Genomic DNA, 17,397 nt, shown 5'->3' with positions numbered 1-17,397 from the left:
GGTCAGGGCAGCGGGGTGCCGCCTGTCGCGTTCAGCACCTCCGCGGTGATGTAGCTCGCCTCGGGCGAGGCCAGGTACACGTAGGCGGGGGCCAGTTCGGCGGGCTGGGCGGGGCGGCCGAGCGGACTCTGCTTCCCGAACTCCGCCGTGTCCGGCAGGGTGGCGGGGATGAGCGGGGTCCACACCGGTCCCGGCGCGACCGCGTTGACCCGGATGCCGCGCTCGGCCAGCATCTGCGCGAGTCCCTGGGTGAAGGTGACGATCGCGCCCTTGGTCGTCGCGTAGTCCAGCAGGTGCGGGCTGGGCTGGTACGCCTGCACGGACGTGGTGTTGATGACACAGCCGCCGGCCGGGATGTGCGGCAGGGCGAACTTGGTGAGCCAGAACATGCCGTACAGGTTGGTCCGCATCACGCGGTCGAACTGCTCGGTGCTGATCGCCTCGATGCCGTCCGGCTGGGCCATCTGGTAGGCGGCGTTGTTCACGAGGACGTCGATACGGCCGAACTCGCCGACCGCCCGCTCGATCAGCGAACGGCAGTTGTCCTCCTCGCGGATGTCGCAGGACACGGCGACCGCCTTGCGCCCCGCCTCCTCGACCAGCCGGGACGTCTCGCGGGCGTCCTCCTCCTCCGCGTCGAGGTGCGTGAACAGCACGTCGGCGCCCTCGCGGGCGAAGGCGAGCGCCACCGCGCGGCCGATGCCGGAGTCCCCTCCTGTGATCACGGTCTTGAGGCCGTCGAGACGGCCCGTGCCGCGGTAGGAGTCCTCACCGTGGTCGGGCGGGGGGTCCATGGGGCCGGTCCAGCCGGGATGCGGCTGGTCCTGGGCGGGGAAGTCGGGGCGAGGGTGCTGCGTGACCGGATCGGGCCGGTCACCGCGCTGGTCCGTCACAGTGGCCTCCTGCGTCTCGGGTGGACGGGACAGGCGACCGGGTTCCCTCGTTGTGGCGGGTGAAAAGCGTTTTCTGCCGGTCAGACCGTCGGAGTGTGCTGCCCCGTGGCGCGCAGCCAGTCCCGGCGGGCGAGGTTGTACAGCCGCAGCAGATGCTTCGCCACGGCGCAGGGAGCGGCGTCGGCGTGGCACTGGCGGCACGTCTGCATGTGCTGCTCGTAGGTGGAGCGCGCGTTTTCCAGCGCGTCGTTGGCAGTGGACATCGACATCTCCGGGCAGGGGCGCCGTCCGCGGACGGCGAAAAGTTGACTGACTGGTACACCCGGAACAAGCTGATCATGTTACTGGCGGTACTGGGAAACCCGGCTTCACTCCGAGGAGACCGGAGCCGCATGCGGCCTTCTCCTGTCCCTGGGCGATCCGGCACCCACACACCCGGCGGCCCGGGCCAAGGACGAGCAGGTGCCCCCGAATCCCTTGCGTATCGGTGTGGCGGCTGCCCCGGCGGGACGGCCGGCCCCGCTCGGGGCGTCCCTCACCCGCGCACTGGAGGCACCGGCCCCGCACCTCGCGCGGGCCCCGCGACGGCGGCCGGCCGCACGAGGTGACTGTCACGGTGTGTGACAGCCGCTCCGAGCCCCGGTCGGGCCGGCGAGCGGTGCGAGACCCGGTGGACAAGGCCCGTGTGGCGGGGCCCCGCGGCCCCGGCTGCTCACCTGCTCGCGCCGGCGGACCTGCCCGCACACTCGCCGGCCCGCCCCCGAGTGCACGCCGAACCCCGTGACGCGCGGGTGGCCACGCCCGTCCACCGGAGCCCCGGTCACCCGTACCGCTCGCCCCGCTGCCCCCGGCCGGCGGTGCCGCCGACCGGGGGACCGACCTCGGCGCACCGGTACGGGCACGCGTAACGACCCTGGCTCATAAGTCCGTTGGGCCTTCCCGGGGGGGGCCATTAGGATCGTCGTACGGCATCGCGTGCCGGTCACCGGCCGGGTGAGGCATGGAGGTGCCCGTGAGATTGCCTTGCGGAGGCATTCCACCCATGTCAGTCGAGTTGAACCACACCATCGTCCACGCCCGGGACAAGCGGGAGTCGGCCGAGTTCCTGGCCCGCATCCTGGGCCTGGAGGCCGGGGCCGAGTGGGGCCCGTTCGTTCCCGTGTCCACGAGCAACGGGGTCACCCTGGACTTCGCCACGATCCCGGCGGAGTCGATCGTCATGCAGCACTACGCCTTCCTCCTCTCCGACGAGGAGTTCGACGCGGCCTTCGCCCGGATCCGGCAGGCCGGGATCACCTACTACGCCGACCCGCACGGGAAGCAGCCGGGCGAGATCAACCACCACCACGGCGGACGCGGCCTGTACTTCCACGATCCGGCCGGACACGGCATGGAGATCATCACCCGCCCCTACGGCAGCCACGAGCCGCCGGCGGAGTCCTGAGGGAGGGGCGGGCCGCGGCACTCGCCGCGGCCCGGCCCGGACGGGCCCCTCCCGGCGCGGGCACGGCACACTGTGCGGGTGAACGACTTCCGCCCGGTCCACCGGGCACCCGCCCCGGAGGTGTACGGACGCCTGCGCGTACAGACCCACGACCTCTCCCCCGCCGACTGGCTCGGGGAACACGGGCCCGGTCAGGGCGCCTTCGGCACGGTGGCGGCCGTCGCCGCGCCGGGATTCGCCGCCTACGCACGCGTCCTGCACCCGGCCGGACTCGACGATCGGCCGGTGCGCTGGTCGACGGTGGCCGCCGCCCACGGAACACGGGTGGCGCCGCGCACCCGCTGGCACGAGGTCATCGGGAGGGACGAGGAGTACGTCAACGCCTCCGACCACGGCATGCCCGGCGTGTGGGACGAACACCCCGAGGAGGGGCCGACCCCGCCGGTCGTCGCCCGGGCGCTGCTGCCGGTCCTGGCCCGGCACACCGGGAACGCGGAGCGGTGCTGGTTCGGGCTGTGGGAGGGGTACGGCCACTGGGACTTCGACCGGTTCCCGAGGTTCGAGACCCCGGGCCGCGCGGAGGTCCTGCTGGCCGGCCCGCTGGCCGACGTCGTCTCCCCGTCGTCCCTGGACGTGTCCGCCTGTCTTCCCGACCTGTGGTGGCCGCAGGACCGCGCCTGGTGTCTGGGCGGTGACGTGGACCTGGCCAGTACCTATGTGGGAGGTGCGCCGGAACTGATCGCCGACCTGCTGGCCGCGCCGGACCTGGAGGCACATCCGGTGACCGCGGACGATCCCGTCGGCTGAGCCCGCCCTCCGCGCGGAGCAGGGAGCGGGACGCCGCCCGGGGCGGCGTCCCGCGTGTCACCGTCGGCCGTGCACCGGTTACGGCGTCACGACCCTGCCGCCGAACGTCACCACGAGGTGGCCGTCCGAGGCGAAGGACCAGCCGAGCGCGCCCGCGTACGCGGAGCAGCGGGAGCCGTTGGTGCCGGCCCAGAACTGGTTGGAGCCGTCGGCGTCACCGATGGTCTTGTCGTTCGATCCGCTCACGGCGAAGCGGCACGACGTGTCGGTGCGGAACACCGAAGTACCCGCGTCGAACGAGTAGTTGCGCTGTGCGTTGTCGATGCCGACGTTGTCGGACACCGTCATCGTGCCGGGGTTGCTGTTGTAGGTGAATCCGTGGTGGCCGTTCTTGTAGGCGATGTTGTGCCGCACCACGTGGTTCACCGCGATGTCGTCACCGCCCAGCTTGTAACCGTTGCGGTCGCCGTTGGAGTTGACCGTGCCGTCGCTCAGGGTGCCGTTGGCGTAGGACAGGGAGTACTCGATGGTCACCGGGCCGATGGCGCCGGTGTCCGTCTTGGTGTACAGGTCCCAGCCGTCGTCGATGTTGTGGTGCGAGACGTCGTAACGGAAGACGTTGCCGGTGCCGGTGGTCAGCTTCGCGGCGAACCCGTCGGCGTCCTCGCCGTCGGAGTCCGCGTTGTCGTGCGACTCGGAGCTGACGATCAGATTGTTCGACGGCCACTGGGAGTTGGGGGTGGTGGAGGAGATACGGCCCAGTTGCAGGCCGGTGTCGCGGTTGTAGGCGGTCACCACTCGCTCGACGACGTTGTTGCTGCCGCCGACGAAGATTCCGTTGTCCCCGGCGTGCTCGACGGTCAGGCCGTACAGGCGCCAGTAGGAGGCGTTCAGCTGGATGCCCCGGTTGGCCGGACTCTCGCTCTGCGCCGCGAAGTCCAGTACGGGCCTCTCGCCCGGGTAGGCCGACAGGGTGGTGCGGGCGCCGGAGGTGCCGTCCGTGCCGGCCGGGATGGTGACCGTGGAGGACGGGGTGTACGTCCCTCCGCGCAGGTAGATCGTGCCGCCGGGCGTGACGCGGCTGATGGCGGAGGTGAGCGTGGTCGGAGCCGACTCCGTGCCGGCCGCGCCGGCGCTGCCGCTCGGTGACACGTAGAGCACGGTGCCGGTCGTCGCCGCGGACACGTCGGCGTCGAGGTAGTCGAGGTTGGGCAGGCCGTCGGCGGCGGTGGGGGTGAGGCGGATCGTGTTGGCGCCGGCCTTGACCGGCACCGTGAGCGTCTTCGTCGCCCAGGTGTTCCAGGCGCCGGTGGTCTCGAACGGCACCGTGGTGGCCGCCGTCCCGTTGACCGCGACGGTCGCGGGCCGGGCGGCTGTCGTCCCGTTGGCGAAGCGGACACCGAGGGTCGCGGTGCCCGCGCCGGCGGCGTTCACCGTGAACTGGGCGTACGCGCCGGGGGCGTTGGTGCCGTTGCAGAAACCGCTGCCGGAGAATCCGGTCCAGTCGGAGTCGACGGTGCCGGTGCACACCGCGGGGGAACTCTCGGCTTCGTAACGGGTGGGGGCGGCCTGAGCGGTGGTGCCGGACAGCGCGACGAGCGTGCCGGCGAGCAGACCGGCGCACGCGAGGGCGGATCTGAGTTGCATCGGCGTGTCTCCTAGCGGTTCGGGCTCGGCTGTGCGGATGCGGATGTCCAAAGGGGTGAACCCGGCGGCCGGCCATGGCATGGTGAAGGCCGCCGGAAAGCGCTTTCCCTCTAGGAGTTCCCGACGCTAGGGATTAGCCGTCGCACGCGTCAATAGTCGCGTACGTGATCCTTATTCAGACATATGAATAGGGTGGCCGGTGCGTCCGAGGTGGTCCTCGACTCCGCCTCGGACGCCCTCCTGCTGGACGACGCCGAACGCGTCCCTCCACGACCTCGTCCGCACCGCCGCCAAACCCACCGGCCCCCTGCGCAGCGCCCTGTACAGCCCGCTCCGCGCCTGCGCGGACCGAGAGCCCGTCAGCATGGCTCGGGTTCCGGTTCCTCGGCCCCGGCCGGGCGCCAGTCGTTCCCCCGCTGGACGAATTCCGCACCGTGGCGCGCTGAGCCGCCGCGCCGACTGCGCCGAGAGACCGCAGGCGGGAAACGACCGGGGTGCGCCACACCTCCCCGAAAACCGCGGGATCCTCCGTGCGCAGGGCCTTCGAGCAGGAGGACCGGACTCGGCCCGGCAGCGGAAAGACGTCCGGGTCCGCCCCGTGGGGCGGACCCGGACGCGCCGGCCAGAGGAGCAGCGGATCAGACGAGGTCGAACCGGTCCGCGTTCATGACCTTGTCCCAGGCGGCGACGAAGTCCCTGACGAACTTCTCCTTCGCGTCGTCGCTCGCGTAGACCTCGGCGAGGGCACGCAGTTCGGAGTTGGAGCCGAAGACGAGGTCGGCGCGGCTGCCGGCCCACTTCAGCTCGCCCGTGGTCGCGTCACGGCCCTCGAACGTGGTCTGGTCCTCGGAGGTCGCCTTCCACGTCGTCCCCAGGTCGAGCAGGTTGACGAAGAAGTCGTTGGTGAGGGCGCCGGGCGTGTGGGTGAGCACGCCGAGCTGCGACTGCTGGTGGTTGGCACCGAGGACGCGCAGGCCGCCGACGAGGACGGTCAGCTCGGGGGCGCTGAGGTTCAGCAGGTTCGCCTTGTCGAGCAGCAGGAACTCGGCCGGCAGGCGGTTGCCCTTGCCGAGGTAGTTGCGGAAGCCGTCCGCGGTGGGCTCCAGCGCCTCGAAGGACTCGGCGTCGGTGTGCTCCTCGGTGGCGTCCACGCGGCCCGGGGTGAAGGGCACCTGGACCTGGAAGCCGCCTTCCTTGGCGGCCTTCTCCACGGCCGCGACACCGCCCAGGACGATGAGGTCGGCCAGCGAGACCTTCCGGGCGCCGGAGGAGGCGTTGAACTCCTGCTGGACGCCCTCGAGGGTGCGCAGCACCTGAGCGAGCTGGTCGGGGTCGTTGACCTCCCAACCGCTCTGCGGGGCGAGCCGGATACGGGCGCCGTTGGCACCACCGCGCTTGTCGCTGGCGCGGAACGTCGACGCGGACGCCCACGCGGTGGTGACCAGCTGGGACACGCTGAGGCCCGAGTCGAGCAGCTTGGTCTTCAGGGTCGCGATGTCCGCGTCGTCGATCAGCTCGCCCTCCCGCTCCGGCAGCGGGTCCTGCCACAGCAGGGTCTCCTGCGGGACCTCCGGGCCGAGGTACAGCGACTTCGGGCCCATGTCACGGTGGGTGAGCTTGTACCAGGCACGGGCGAAGGCGTCCGCGAACTCCTGCGGGTTCTCGTGGAAGCGGCGGGAGATGGGCTCGTAGACCGGGTCGAAGCGCAGCGCGAGGTCGGTGGTGAGCATCGCCGGGGCGATCTTCTTCGACGGGTCGTGGGCGTCCGGGACCGTGCCCTCGCCCGCGCCGTCCTTGGGCCGCCACTGCTTGGCGCCGGCCGGGGACTCGGTCAGCTCCCACTCGTGCCCGAAGAGGTTGTCGAAGAAGCCGTTGCTCCACCGGGTCGGCGTGGCGGTCCAGGTGACCTCCAGGCCGGAGGTGATGGTGTCGGCGCCCTTGCCGGTGCCGTAGCTGTTCCGCCAGCCCAGGCCCTGCTCCTCGAAACCGGCGGCCTCGGGGTCGGCACCGACGTGGTCCGCGGGGCCGGCACCGTGGGTCTTGCCGAAGGTGTGGCCGCCGGCGATCAGGGCGACGGTCTCCTCGTCGTTCATCGCCATACGCGCGAACGTCTCGCGGATGTCGCGGGCCGCGGCGAGCGGGTCCGGATTCCCGTTCGGGCCCTCGGGGTTGACGTAGATGAGGCCCATCTGGACGGCGCCGAGCGGGTTCTCCAGCTCACGGTCGCCGGTGTAGCGCTTGTCGTCCAGCCAGGTGGTCTCGGGACCCCAGTAGACGTCCTCCTCCGGCTCCCACACGTCCTCACGGCCGCCGCCGAAGCCGAAGGTCTCGAAACCCATGGACTCCAGGGCGACGTTGCCGGCGAGGATCAGCAGGTCGGCCCATGAGATCCGCCGGCCGTACTTCTTCTTCACCGGCCACAGCAGGCGGCGGGCCTTGTCCAGGTTGGCGTTGTCGGGCCAGCTGTTCAGCGGGGCGAAGCGCTGCTGGCCGGCGCCGGCACCGCCGCGGCCGTCGCTGATGCGGTAGGTGCCCGCACTGTGCCAGGCCATACGGACCATCAGCGGGCCGTAATGGCCGAAATCGGCCGGCCACCAGTCCTGGGAGGTGGTGAGCACCTCCTCGATGTCCCGCTTCACGGCCGGAAGGTCCAGGCCACGGAACGCCTCGGCGTAGTCGAAGTCCTCACCGAGCGGGTTCGCCACGGCCGGGTTCTTGGCAAGAATCTTCAGGTTGAGCCGCTCCGGCCACCACTGACGGTTGCCTCCGCCCTGGGTCGGGTGCAGGGCACGGTCGTGGGCGACGGGGCAGCCGCCCCCCGCCCCGTCCGCCTTCGCGTCTGTGACGATCGCGTCGTGGTTCTCAGTCATGGCAATCCTTCCGAACTGTGCGGAACGTGGTGCTCAGGAACTGCGGCCGGTGGAACAGGCGGGGCAGGTGCCCCAGTACACGACCTCGGCCTCGTCGATGGCGAAGCCGCGGTCGTTCGAGGCGGTCAGGCAGGGCGCGTCGCCGACGGCGCAGTCGACGTCGGCGACGGCGCCGCACGACCGGCACACGATGTGGTGGTGGTTGTCGCCCACGCGTCCTTCGAACCGGGCCGGATGGCCGGCCGGCTCGATCCGGCGCACGAGGCCCGCGGCGGCCAGCGCGTGGAGAGCCTCGTAGACGGCTTGCAGGGAGATGTGGCCCACGCGCTCGCGGACTCCGGAGGCGATCGCCTCGACGCCGAGGTGGTCACCGTCCCGGACGGTCTCCAGCAGCGCGACGCGAGCCGCCGTCACGCGCAGGCCGGCACCGCGGAGTTGTTCGGCGGTGGTCGGGGCCGGGGAGGCGGTCATGGCGCTGAACTTACCGGCATAAACACGAGGGATTCAAGAAAACGAACGATGCAATTCTGGCCGTATACCGGCACCGGAACGTCACCTCTCGGCCACGCGCGTTCATCTCCGCCTCCGCCGGCACCGGCGCGTGCACCCTCGCGTGGCTCAGCCCGACACGATGGACACGGCCACATCGACGGACGGCGCGAGGCGGAGCGCCGGCTGAGGCCGATGGTCGGGCCGAGCGCGGGACGGGCATGCCCGCATCATGGGGCCGCGCGTACCGCGCCGGCCCCGCGGCCGGCCGGACGGTCCCGCGCACGGGTGAGCCGGCGTGCTCGCGCGGGCTTCCGGGAGACCCAGGGCGGGCGGGACCGGCCCGGCCTCGCTCAGTCGGTGTGCCGGCCGGCGGTTCGCGCGGACCGGTAGCGGCGGGCCAGGGCGTGGAACGCCTCCTTCGGCTCCCAGTGCCAGCCGGAAGCGGGGTCGTCCGGCCGGTCCTTGACGGTCTTGGTCAGGGCGTAGCTCGCCATGTCGAGGTCGTGGCGCGGGTCGCCCGGACGGTGCGGGGCGTCGGGAGTCACGAACTCGAAGGCCATCGCCGCGTACAGGCCCGTCGAGCAGAAGACGTCGAGGAGCCGCAGGAGCCAGTCCGCCTGCGTGCGCTCGCTGCGGACCAGGTCACCCTTGATCTCCTCGGGTTCCTTGTCGTAGTCGACGACGTCCCAGCCCATGCCGCCGGTCCGGGGTGCCCCGACGTAGGCACAGGTGCCGAACTCGGTGACGGCCAGCGGTTTGCCCCACCGCAGATGGCGGTTCAACTCCCTGACGTGGTCCGACCGGTGGGGGAAGTACGCGTAGTAGTCGATGCCCACGATGTCGAACAGGTCCCAGTCGACCCGGTCCTCCTGGGCGGCGGCATAGCTGAGCCGGCCGCCGAAGACGGAGCGGCCGACGGCGGCGGCCTTCGCCGTGAAACGGTCCAGTCGGCGTTGCGTCCCGACGGGGTCCAGCGTGCCGTCGAGCATGTTGCGGACACGTTCCAGGACGGTGTCGCCGGGGACGATGCCGGGCACGAACAGCGAGAACTCGCTGCCCACGCTGAGGTCCACGGCGGCACCCTGGCGGCGCAGCCGCTCCGCGAACCGGCCGGTCTCGGCGAGGTGTTCCAGGATGTCCCGCTCCGGCACGTCACCGAGGGTCGGCTGGAGCCAGACGCGCAGCCCTCGTTCGGCCGCCTCGGCGGCGGTGGCGGTGAGGCGTTCGACGCCGTCACCGGTCACGTCGACCGTGTCGGCGTACAGGTCGTCGCGGATGACCCGGACGTCCTCCCGCATCCGGGCCACGCTGAAGGCCGTACCCGGTGTCTCCCCCTCCCCCACCGTGTACACGACCCCTCGGTGGCGCAGTCCGTCCCACGCTGCCCGGGCCCGGTCCGACGGCGCCGCCGCGGCCAGTCCCGCGGACGCCATGCCGGCCAGGAACTGCGCGCGCTTGATCCCCTCGGTCCTCCGCATACGGTCACCCTGCCGGCCCGGCCGCCCCGGCGCCGTCGGCCGACGGTCCACGAAAGGGGGCCGAAGGGTGGCGGTCCGGTGCCGAAGGGAGGCCGTACCGCGCCGAAGGGTGGCGGTCCGGTACCGGAAGGCAGCCCTGCCGTGCCGGCAGGCGCGCCACACGCTCCTCCCGCGAACCGCCACACCAGGCGCACGGGCCCCCTGGATGAGAAGATCGGGCCTGGTCATCCGGACTCCGTCAGGAGGTGGCCGTCAGGAGGACGCTGGTGGACCTGGACGCCGTCGCCGACGAGCTGTACGGGCTGCGCCCGCAGGAGTTCGTCGCCGCCCGCGACCGCCGCGCCCGGGATGCCCGCACGGCCGGTGACCAGGACCTCGCCAAGGCGGTCGGTGCGCTGCGGCGGCCGAGTCAGGCCGCCTGGGTCTGCAATCTGCTGGTGCGCCGGCAGCCGGAGGAGGTCCGGTCACTGCTCGGTCTGGGCGAGGAACTGCGCCGTGCGCACCGGGAACTGGACGGAGCGCGGCTGCGCCGGCTGGCCTCTCGGCAGAACGAGGTGATCGGCGCGCTGGGCCGGCAGGCCCGGCAGCTGGCCGCGCAGGCCGGGCATCCGGTCGGTGAGAGCGTCCAGCGGGCGGTCGAGGAGACGCTGCACGCCGTGCTCGCCGACCCCGGGGCCGCGCGGGACTGGGCGGCGGGCCGGCTGGTGAGACCGCTCAGCGCGACGGCCGGTTTCCCGGCGGCCGACGAGGCCCTCCTCCGCCGCCGGCCCGCTCCCCGCGCCGCCGGACCGGAGAGGCCCGCCCGGGCCGAGCTCCGTACGCCGGACAAGGACAAGGCCCGTGTAGGGGACAGGAACCGTACGCCGGACAAGGACCGGCCACGCGACGAGGAACACCTCCGGCGCCTGGCCGAGGTGCGCGAGCTGGCCGGGGAGGCCGAGCGGGAGCTGCGCGCACGGGAGGCGGAGGCCGGTGCCGCCGGGCGGGCGGCGCGGGAGGCCGGTGTCCGGGTGGCCGAGGCGGCGGAACAGGTCCGTGCGCTGCGCGGGCGGCTGCGGCAGGCCGAGGAGGAGGAGCGGCGGGCGCGGGCCGGTGAGCAGGAGGCGCGGGAGCGGGTGCGCCAGGCCGACCGGGCCGCCCGCGAGGCCCGACGCCGGTCCGGGACGGCCGCCGCGCGGGTGGAACGACTGCGCGGCGGCTGACACGGAGGCGGGCAGTGGGTGTCCGGGGCGCCCGACCCCGCGGTGGGCGTCCTCGCTCTGGGTGCGGCCGGTCCCGTCGTCCGTGGCCCGCACGGTGGTCTGTCGTCCGGCAGCCGTGTGAAGTTCGGCGCGCGGCGTGATGGGCCACGGGTGGCCGGGCAAAGGTCCCCTTCATGCCCCACGCGAATTCCCTGCGGCAGGTGATGTGATGACCACGGCGACGACCCGGACGAGCCGGACGCCGCCCGTCGGCAGCGGCGCCCCGGCCGTCCGGCTCTCCTCACCGGCCGCCCAGCCCTCCCTGCCCTCGCTCACCGGCCTGCGCTGGATGGCGGCGTTGCTGGTGTTCGGACTGCACGTGCACAACTTCGGCTACTTCGGCGGTACCGGTGGCCGCCTGGTGTCCTGGGGGTTCGGCGCCGGAGCCACCGGTGTGTCGTTCTTCTTCCTGCTGTCCGGATTCGTACTGACCTGGTCCGCGCGGCCCGGCGACCGCGCCCTCGCCTTCTGGCGGCGGCGCATCGCCCGTATCTACCCGGTGCACCTGGCCACCCTCGCCGTCGCATTCCTCATGGCGTACACGCTCACGCACCAGGCGCGGCCGACCGCGCACCAGACCCTCGCCAACGCGCTGCTGCTGCACTCCTGGTGGCGCCCGTGGTGGCAGACCCTGAACCCGGTCAGCTGGTCACTGGCCTGTGAGGCGTTCTTCTACGCCGCCTTCCCCGCGCTGATCCTGCTGCTGCGCCGGCTCGGCGCACGCGGCTCGACCGCGCTGGGCGCGCTGTCGGTGGCCGCGGTCATGGTGCTGGCCTGGGCCGAGGCCCACCACTGGTGGACCCGGTCGGTCTACTCGTTCCCCGCCGCGCGGCTGCCCGAGTTCGTGCTCGGCGCGGTCACCGCGCGGCTGGTGCTGCTGGGCCGCTGGCGCGGGCCGGGGCTGGAGGCGTCGCTCGCCCTCGCGGTCATCGGCTACTTCCTCGTCCCGCAGGTCACACCCGGCTATTCCGCCACCGTGTGCACCATCGCCGGGTTCGCCCTGCTGATCCCCGCGGCGGCGGTCGCGGACCTGCGCGGGCTGCCGTCCCTGTGGCGGCACCGGCCAATGGTGCGGCTCGGGGAGCTGTCGTTCGCCTTCTACATGATCCACCTGCTGGTGCTGCGGGCCGCCACGAGCGTGCTGGGCACGAAGCCGCGCTTCGGTGTCCTGGCCGGTATGGCCGTCACCACGGCCGCGTTCGCCGTGGCGCTCGCCCTGTCCTGGGCGCTGTACGAGGGGGTGGAGCGCCCGGCGAGACGGCTGCTGCTGCGCCGCCGGCCGGCCCGGCGCCCGCGGACGATCCCGCCACCGCAACCGGATGCCGCTCCCCTTCGACAGCCGGAGGCGGTACCGGCACCCGACCCGCCGGGAGGCGGCGGCGCCGGCGGGTGACTGACGGCGTCACCACCCCGGGTCGCGCCCGGTGCCCCCCGGGGCGCCGTTCGCCGAGTTGTCCCCTTCCTCCGTGCTGGTCCCGTCCGGGCGGCCGGGAGCCGGTCGTACGCGCGGGTGACGTCGGCAACAGCAGGGAGAGCCCGGCGGGTTTCGGGGTAAGCGGCTCCCGACGCCGGCCCGGCGGCACACACCGACGGGCCGGCACCGCTCGACCACACCGAAGGAGCCGTTCGACGTGCGCGGGAAACACACCGGACGGAGCCGGGGGCCGGGAGCCGGCCCGCCCGCCGCCGCCCCTGTCCACCGCCGGTCCGTGCTGTCCCATGCCAGGGCGCGCCCCGGTCACCGCTCCCTTCCCCGTCCGGGGGCGGGGGGACGATCGCCGGCTCACTGAGCGACGGCGTGCGCGCGTGACGGCGGCCGGAACGACGTCCCGATACCGCCGCTGCCGGTGCCGAGGGAGGACGGGTCCCGTGGCCGCCCCGGGGTTTGGCCGGGTCGGACACCGAGGGCTACGGTGGTCGGTCGGCAATGATCGGCTCGGGGGAGCCGGCCGACCGGCGTCGGCACCCGGCTGTGTGAGAGGAGAGGATGAGAGTGCCGGAGCAGGACGTGGCCACATCGGCGCCGCAGGTGGTGAGCGCCTTCCTGGAACGGCGCAGGGAGCAGATCGCCCAGCGCTGGGCCGACGCCCCCTTGTTCCGCTCGGTCTTCACCGTCTCCCGCGACGAGGCGGTCGAGGCGTGCAAGGCCGTGGTGGACGCGCTGTCCGAGGTGGCCGTCAGCGGCCGGCTGGAGGACATCGAGGCGCCCGGGTACGCGTCGGTGCGTGACCAGTTGGGCCGGATGACCCACTACCGGACGCGCACCGGATCGACCCCGGCACAGATCGCCGACGAGGTGGCCGTGCTGCGCGCACCCGCGGTCGAGCTGCTGCGCGAGGAGTTCGCCGACCCCGCCGCCCCGCACGCTCAGGAGAGTGTGCTGGCGCTGACCCTGCTGATGGGAACGCTGCGCCTGGTGGTGATGGAGACGGCGCTGGACGCGAACGCGGAGCTGATCGAGCGGCAGCGTCAGCAGTTGCTCGAAGTGGCCACCCCGGTCATCAAGTTGTGGGAGGGCACGGTCGCCGTACCGCTGATCGGGACGCTGGACAGCGCGCGCAGCCAGGTGGTGATGGAGTCACTGCTGGAGGCCATAGTCGACCAGCGCGCCCGCTACGCCATTCTCGACATCACCGGGGTGCCGACCGTCGACTCGCTCGTCGCGCAGCACCTGATGAAGACGGTCGCCGCGGCACGGCTGATGGGTGCCGAGTGCATCGTCTCCGGGATCCGCCCGGCCATCGCGCAGACCATCGTGCAGCTCGGCATCGACCTGGGATCGGTGCTCACCCGGGCCTCGCTGGCCGACGCGCTGGCCTACGCGCTGGGCCGCCAGGGCATAGAGGTGTCCCGTTCGGACGCGGCTGCGAGCGCCCGGTGAACCAGCCCGTTCCTCGTCACTCGCCCCAGGTCCCGGTGCTCGCCCTGGGCGACGTCCTGCTCGTCTCCCTCCAGGGCGAGCTGCACGACGGCATGGCCGAACAGCTCCAGCACGACATCACCAGCCGCATCGCCACGAGCCGGGTGACCGGCGTGGTGCTCGACATCTCCGGCGTGGACATCGTCGACTCCTTCCTCGGCCGGGTGCTCGCGGAGATCGCCTCCACGGCCCGGCTGCTGGCGGCCCGTACGGTGCTCGCCGGTATGCGGCCCGCGGTGGCGATCACCCTGGTCGAGCTGGGGCTCACGCTGCCCGGGCTGGTCACCGCCCTGGATGTCGACCGTGCCATGGAACTGCTGTCCCAGAGGGGGAGCTGATGCAGGTGTCCGGCCAGGCGCCCGCGACGAGTCTGCCCATCGACTCGGACGCGGATCTGGCCTGGGTCCGGCAGGAGGTGCGGCAGCGCGCGGCGAAGCTCGGTTTCGGTCTGGTGCAGCAGACCAAGCTGGTCACGGCGGCGAGCGAGCTGGCCCGCAACACGCTGGTGCACGGCGGTGGCGGCCGGGCGGAGATCACGCCGCTGGACAACGGCCGTAGCCGGGGGCTGCGGATGCGTTTCATCGACAGCGGTCCCGGCATCCGCGACCTGGAGCTGGCCATGACCGACGGCTATACCTCCGGCGGCGGCCTGGGACTCGGCCTGAGCGGAGCGAAACGGCTGGTGCACGAGTTCAGTGTCGACACCGCACCCGGCCGGGGCACGACCGTCACGGCCGTCGCCTGGGTGACGCAGGTTCCCTCGTCACGTCCGGTGCTGGGATGAGCCGGGTGTGGGAGATCCCGGTGCACGACTCCACGCGCGTCCGGGACGCCCGGACAGCGACCCAGGAGGCGTGCGCGGAGGCGGGCCTCGCCGCACCGCGCACCGCCGCCGCGGAGCTGGTCGCCACCGAGCTGGCCACCAACCTGCTCAGGCACGCGGGCGGGGGCCGGATGGTGGTGAACCTCGTGGCGCCGCCGGCCGGCGCGGGCACGTCGGTCCAGATGTTCTCGCTGGACCACGGGCCGGGCCTCGCGGACGCCGGCACGGCCCTGCGGGACGGTTACTCCACCGCCGCCGGCTCGCTCGGCGCGGGCCTGGGCAGCTGTGCGCGCAGCGCGAACGCCTTCCATCTGTACAGCCTGCCGGGCCGCGGGACGGTGACGGCGGCCCGGATCGACCCGGAGCCCCGCGCGCGCGGGACCGCGCAGGCGCAGGTGCCGGCGGGCGGGATCACGACCGCGCTCTCCCAGGCGGAGCAGTGCGGTGACGCCTGGGGCTGGGTGCGCTCCGGCGGCCTGGTGACCCTGCTGCTCGCCGACGGTCTCGGGCACGGACCGAAGGCCGCCCACGCGTCCACGGCTGCGGTGGCGGAACTGCGCCGCGCCGCGCACCTGCCGCCGGCGGAGATCCTGCGCCGGCTGCACGTGGCGCTGCGGCCCACCCGGGGCGCGGCGGTGACGGTGGCGCAGGTGGACACGGACCGGGCCGAGCTGTCCCTCGCCGGCGTCGGGAACGTCTCCGCCCGGGTGCGTACCGGGGTCAGCTGGACGTCGCACCTCTCCCATCCGGGGATCGTCGGGGCGTACTTCCCGGCGCGCGTCCCCGTGCGCCGGCTGCCGTGGCGCCCGGACAGCATCCTCGTGCTGCACAGTGACGGGCTGCCCAGCCGCTGGACGCCGCCGGAGGACCCCCGGCTGCTCGCCCACGACCCGTCGGTGGTGGCCGCGGCGATCCTGCGTGAAGCGGGCAGCCCCGCCCGCCCCGCTCGCGACGACACCAGTGTGGCCGTACTGGCCCCCGACCGCCGGACCAGCCCCCATGACAGCCGCCTCTGACTCGTGGACCATCGCCTCCGCCGCCGACGCCGCCCGCGTCCGCGCCCTGCTGGCGCGGCTCACGGCCGACGCCGGCGTGCCCGCGCTCGACCGCGCCCGCTTCCTGGCCGCGTTCGGCACCCGGCTGCGCCGCGGCCTCGGTGAGGGACGTACGGAGCTGACGGTGACCGCCGAGTCCGCCGGGCCGGGCGGGGGGCTGCGGGTCGTCCTCGACGGGCCGGAGCCCTGGCAGCGCACCCTCGCCTGCCCCGTGCCCGTGGCCGGACCGCTGCCCGGGCCGGGTGAGGCCGGGCTCGCCGAGGCACTGCTGGACGCCGACGAGGCCGCCGCCGGCCTGCTGGCGCATCTGGAGGAGACGGAGGAGCTGGTCCGGTTCCACCGGGAGGAACTGCACCAGACCAACCAGGGTGTCCTGGCACTGCACGCCGAGCTGGAGGCCGCGGCGCTGGCGCAGCGTGAGCACCTGGAGGCCGAGCGGGCGGCACGCGCGGAGGCGGAGAACGCCCGCAGGCTGCTGACCTTCCTGGCCGATGCCAGCGCGGTCCTCAACGCCTCCCTCGACCACGAGGACATCCTGCGCCGGCTGCCCGGTCTGCTGGTCCCGGAGTACGCCCGGCACGTGGACATCTGGCTCGTGGACGACGAGGGGGCTCCGCCGGGCGCGCGGGCGGCGGCCACGGTGACCGCGGCCCGTACCGGCCGCCCGCAGCACGCGGGCGCCCACCCCGGCGGGTTGCCGGGGGTGGACGACCTGCCGGCCTCGGCGCTGTCCCCGGACCGGCCGCTGCTGTGCCTGCCGCTCGGCGCGCGCACCGTGCGGGGCGTGCTGACGCTGGCCGCGCCGGGCGACCGCTTCGACGCGGACACCACCGTGATGCTGCTGGAACTGGCCCGGCGTGCGGGCATCGCCCTGGAGAACGCCCGTGCCTACGAGCAGCACCGGGACGTCGCCGAGGCCCTCCAGCGGGCCCAGCTCACCGAGCTGCCCGACACCGCGGGGCTGGCGCTGGCCGCACGCTATCTGCCGGCGACGCACGGGCTGAACATCGGCGGCGACTGGTACGACGCGTTCCCGCAGCCCGACGGCAGTGTGCTGACGGTGATAGGTGACGTGACGGGGCACGGGCTGCGCGCGGCGGTCATCATGGGCCAGCTGCGCACCGCGCTGCGCGCCTACGCCGTCGAGGGCAACGGCCCGGCGCGGATCCTGACCCTGCTGCACCGGATGCTGCGTCACCAGGAGCCGGAGCTGTACGCGACGTGCGCGATCGCCCGGTTCACTCCCGGCGGGACCGAGGTGGTCTGGGCGGCGGCCGGGCATCCGCCCGCCGTCGCGCGCGGACCCGGGGGTGAGGTGCGGGTGCTGGACGCCAGACCCGGGATCATGCTGGGCGTGCCGATGCCGTACGAGTACGAGGAGTGCACCGTCGAGTTGCCGGCGGGGTCCACCCTCGCGCTGTACACGGACGGTCTGGTGGAGCGGCGGTCCGCGGGGATCGACGCGGGCATCGACCGGCTGGCCCAGGCGATGGGCGCGCTCGGCCCACTGGAGCTGGAGGACCTGGACGCGGCGGCCGACTCCGTGCTGAAGCCGATGCTGCACGACTCCGAGCACGACGACGACATCTGCCTGTTGCTGTGCCGCACCACTCAGGACGCCACGCGGGACTGACCGGTGCTGTCGCGGGGCCCGGTGATGCCCGGTGTGCCGCCGCGTCCGGCCCCTCGGTGACCCGCGGGCGGGCCCGTAGTCACGCGAGGGGCCG

General features: G+C 73.2%; 15 protein-coding genes. 9 read left to right on the top strand and 6 right to left on the bottom strand.

The window, feature by feature from the left end; genetic code table 11:
- Positions 1-2 precede the first annotated feature (2 nt).
- A complete protein-coding gene (locus ACF1BE_RS08390; protein ID WP_392198172.1) occupies positions 3-893 on the bottom strand; it encodes an SDR family oxidoreductase in 891 nt (296 codons plus the stop codon).
- 80 nt (positions 894-973) lie between these two features.
- Positions 974-1,156 (bottom strand): hypothetical protein, encoded by a 183-nt coding sequence (locus ACF1BE_RS08385; protein ID WP_392198171.1) that lies wholly within the window; start codon positions 1,154-1,156, stop codon positions 974-976.
- Positions 1,157-1,935: 779 nt separating this feature from the next.
- Between ACF1BE_RS08385 and ACF1BE_RS08380 the strand changes: the two genes are divergently transcribed.
- Together ACF1BE_RS08380 and ACF1BE_RS08375 are read left to right on the top strand one after the other, a co-directional pair.
- Positions 1,936-2,337, top strand: coding sequence for a VOC family protein (locus ACF1BE_RS08380; RefSeq protein ID WP_392198170.1), 402 nt, complete (start codon positions 1,936-1,938; stop codon positions 2,335-2,337).
- Between the two features lie 78 nt (positions 2,338-2,415).
- Positions 2,416-3,144 carry a hypothetical protein gene (locus tag ACF1BE_RS08375; protein ID WP_392198169.1) on the top strand — a complete coding sequence of 243 codons (729 nt, stop codon included), beginning with the start codon at positions 2,416-2,418 and terminating at the stop codon, positions 3,142-3,144.
- 78 nt (positions 3,145-3,222) lie between these two features.
- Here the strand turns inward: ACF1BE_RS08375 and ACF1BE_RS08370 are convergent, their stop codons facing one another.
- The 4 genes from ACF1BE_RS08370 to ACF1BE_RS08355 form a co-directional block, all read right to left on the bottom strand.
- On the bottom strand, positions 3,223-4,791 hold the full coding sequence (locus ACF1BE_RS08370; RefSeq protein WP_392198168.1) for a carbohydrate-binding protein: 1,569 nt from the start codon (positions 4,789-4,791) through the stop codon (positions 3,223-3,225).
- Between the two features lie 638 nt (positions 4,792-5,429).
- Complete coding sequence (katG, locus tag ACF1BE_RS08365) at positions 5,430-7,661, bottom strand: catalase/peroxidase HPI (protein ID WP_392198167.1); 2,232 nt, start codon at positions 7,659-7,661, stop codon at positions 5,430-5,432.
- Between the two features lie 33 nt (positions 7,662-7,694).
- Positions 7,695-8,132 carry a Fur family transcriptional regulator gene (locus ACF1BE_RS08360; protein WP_392198166.1) on the bottom strand — a complete coding sequence of 146 codons (438 nt, stop codon included), beginning with the start codon at positions 8,130-8,132 and terminating at the stop codon, positions 7,695-7,697.
- Between the two features lie 371 nt (positions 8,133-8,503).
- Positions 8,504-9,631: an abortive phage infection protein gene (locus ACF1BE_RS08355; RefSeq protein WP_392198165.1), complete on the bottom strand. Its 1,128-nt coding sequence runs from the start codon at positions 9,629-9,631 to the stop codon at positions 8,504-8,506.
- Positions 9,632-9,876: 245 nt separating this feature from the next.
- Between ACF1BE_RS08355 and ACF1BE_RS08350 the strand changes: the two genes are divergently transcribed.
- The 7 genes from ACF1BE_RS08350 (at position 9,877) to ACF1BE_RS08320 (ending at position 17,303) form a co-directional block, all read left to right on the top strand.
- On the top strand, positions 9,877-10,833 hold the full coding sequence (locus ACF1BE_RS08350; protein ID WP_392198164.1) for a hypothetical protein: 957 nt from the start codon (positions 9,877-9,879) through the stop codon (positions 10,831-10,833).
- Between the two features lie 208 nt (positions 10,834-11,041).
- Positions 11,042-12,265, top strand: coding sequence for an acyltransferase family protein (locus ACF1BE_RS08345; protein WP_392198163.1), 1,224 nt, complete (start codon positions 11,042-11,044; stop codon positions 12,263-12,265).
- Positions 12,266-12,859: 594 nt separating this feature from the next.
- Positions 12,860-13,753: an STAS domain-containing protein gene (locus tag ACF1BE_RS08340; RefSeq protein ID WP_392198162.1), complete on the top strand. Its 894-nt coding sequence runs from the start codon at positions 12,860-12,862 to the stop codon at positions 13,751-13,753.
- Positions 13,750-14,130 (top strand): STAS domain-containing protein, encoded by a 381-nt coding sequence (locus ACF1BE_RS08335; RefSeq protein WP_392198161.1) that lies wholly within the window; start codon positions 13,750-13,752, stop codon positions 14,128-14,130. The genes ACF1BE_RS08340 and ACF1BE_RS08335 overlap by 4 nt, the downstream gene beginning before the upstream one ends.
- On the top strand, positions 14,130-14,576 hold the full coding sequence (locus tag ACF1BE_RS08330; protein ID WP_392198160.1) for an anti-sigma regulatory factor: 447 nt from the start codon (positions 14,130-14,132) through the stop codon (positions 14,574-14,576). The genes ACF1BE_RS08335 and ACF1BE_RS08330 overlap by 1 nt, the downstream gene beginning before the upstream one ends.
- The gene (locus ACF1BE_RS08325; protein WP_392198159.1) at positions 14,573-15,631 is read left to right on the top strand and encodes a SpoIIE family protein phosphatase; all 1,059 of its coding nucleotides are present in this window, start codon (positions 14,573-14,575) and stop codon (positions 15,629-15,631) included. The genes ACF1BE_RS08330 and ACF1BE_RS08325 overlap by 4 nt, the downstream gene beginning before the upstream one ends.
- Positions 15,615-17,303 (top strand): PP2C family protein-serine/threonine phosphatase, encoded by a 1,689-nt coding sequence (locus ACF1BE_RS08320; protein WP_392198158.1) that lies wholly within the window; start codon positions 15,615-15,617, stop codon positions 17,301-17,303. The genes ACF1BE_RS08325 and ACF1BE_RS08320 overlap by 17 nt, the downstream gene beginning before the upstream one ends.
- Positions 17,304-17,397: the final 94 nt, after the last annotated feature.

Origin of the sequence: Streptomyces sp. NPDC014991, assembly GCF_043080665.1 — a bacterium.
In the GTDB taxonomy this organism is placed as follows: domain Bacteria; phylum Actinomycetota; class Actinomycetes; order Streptomycetales; family Streptomycetaceae; genus Streptomyces.
This window is presented reverse-complemented; position numbering and strand designations above follow the sequence as displayed.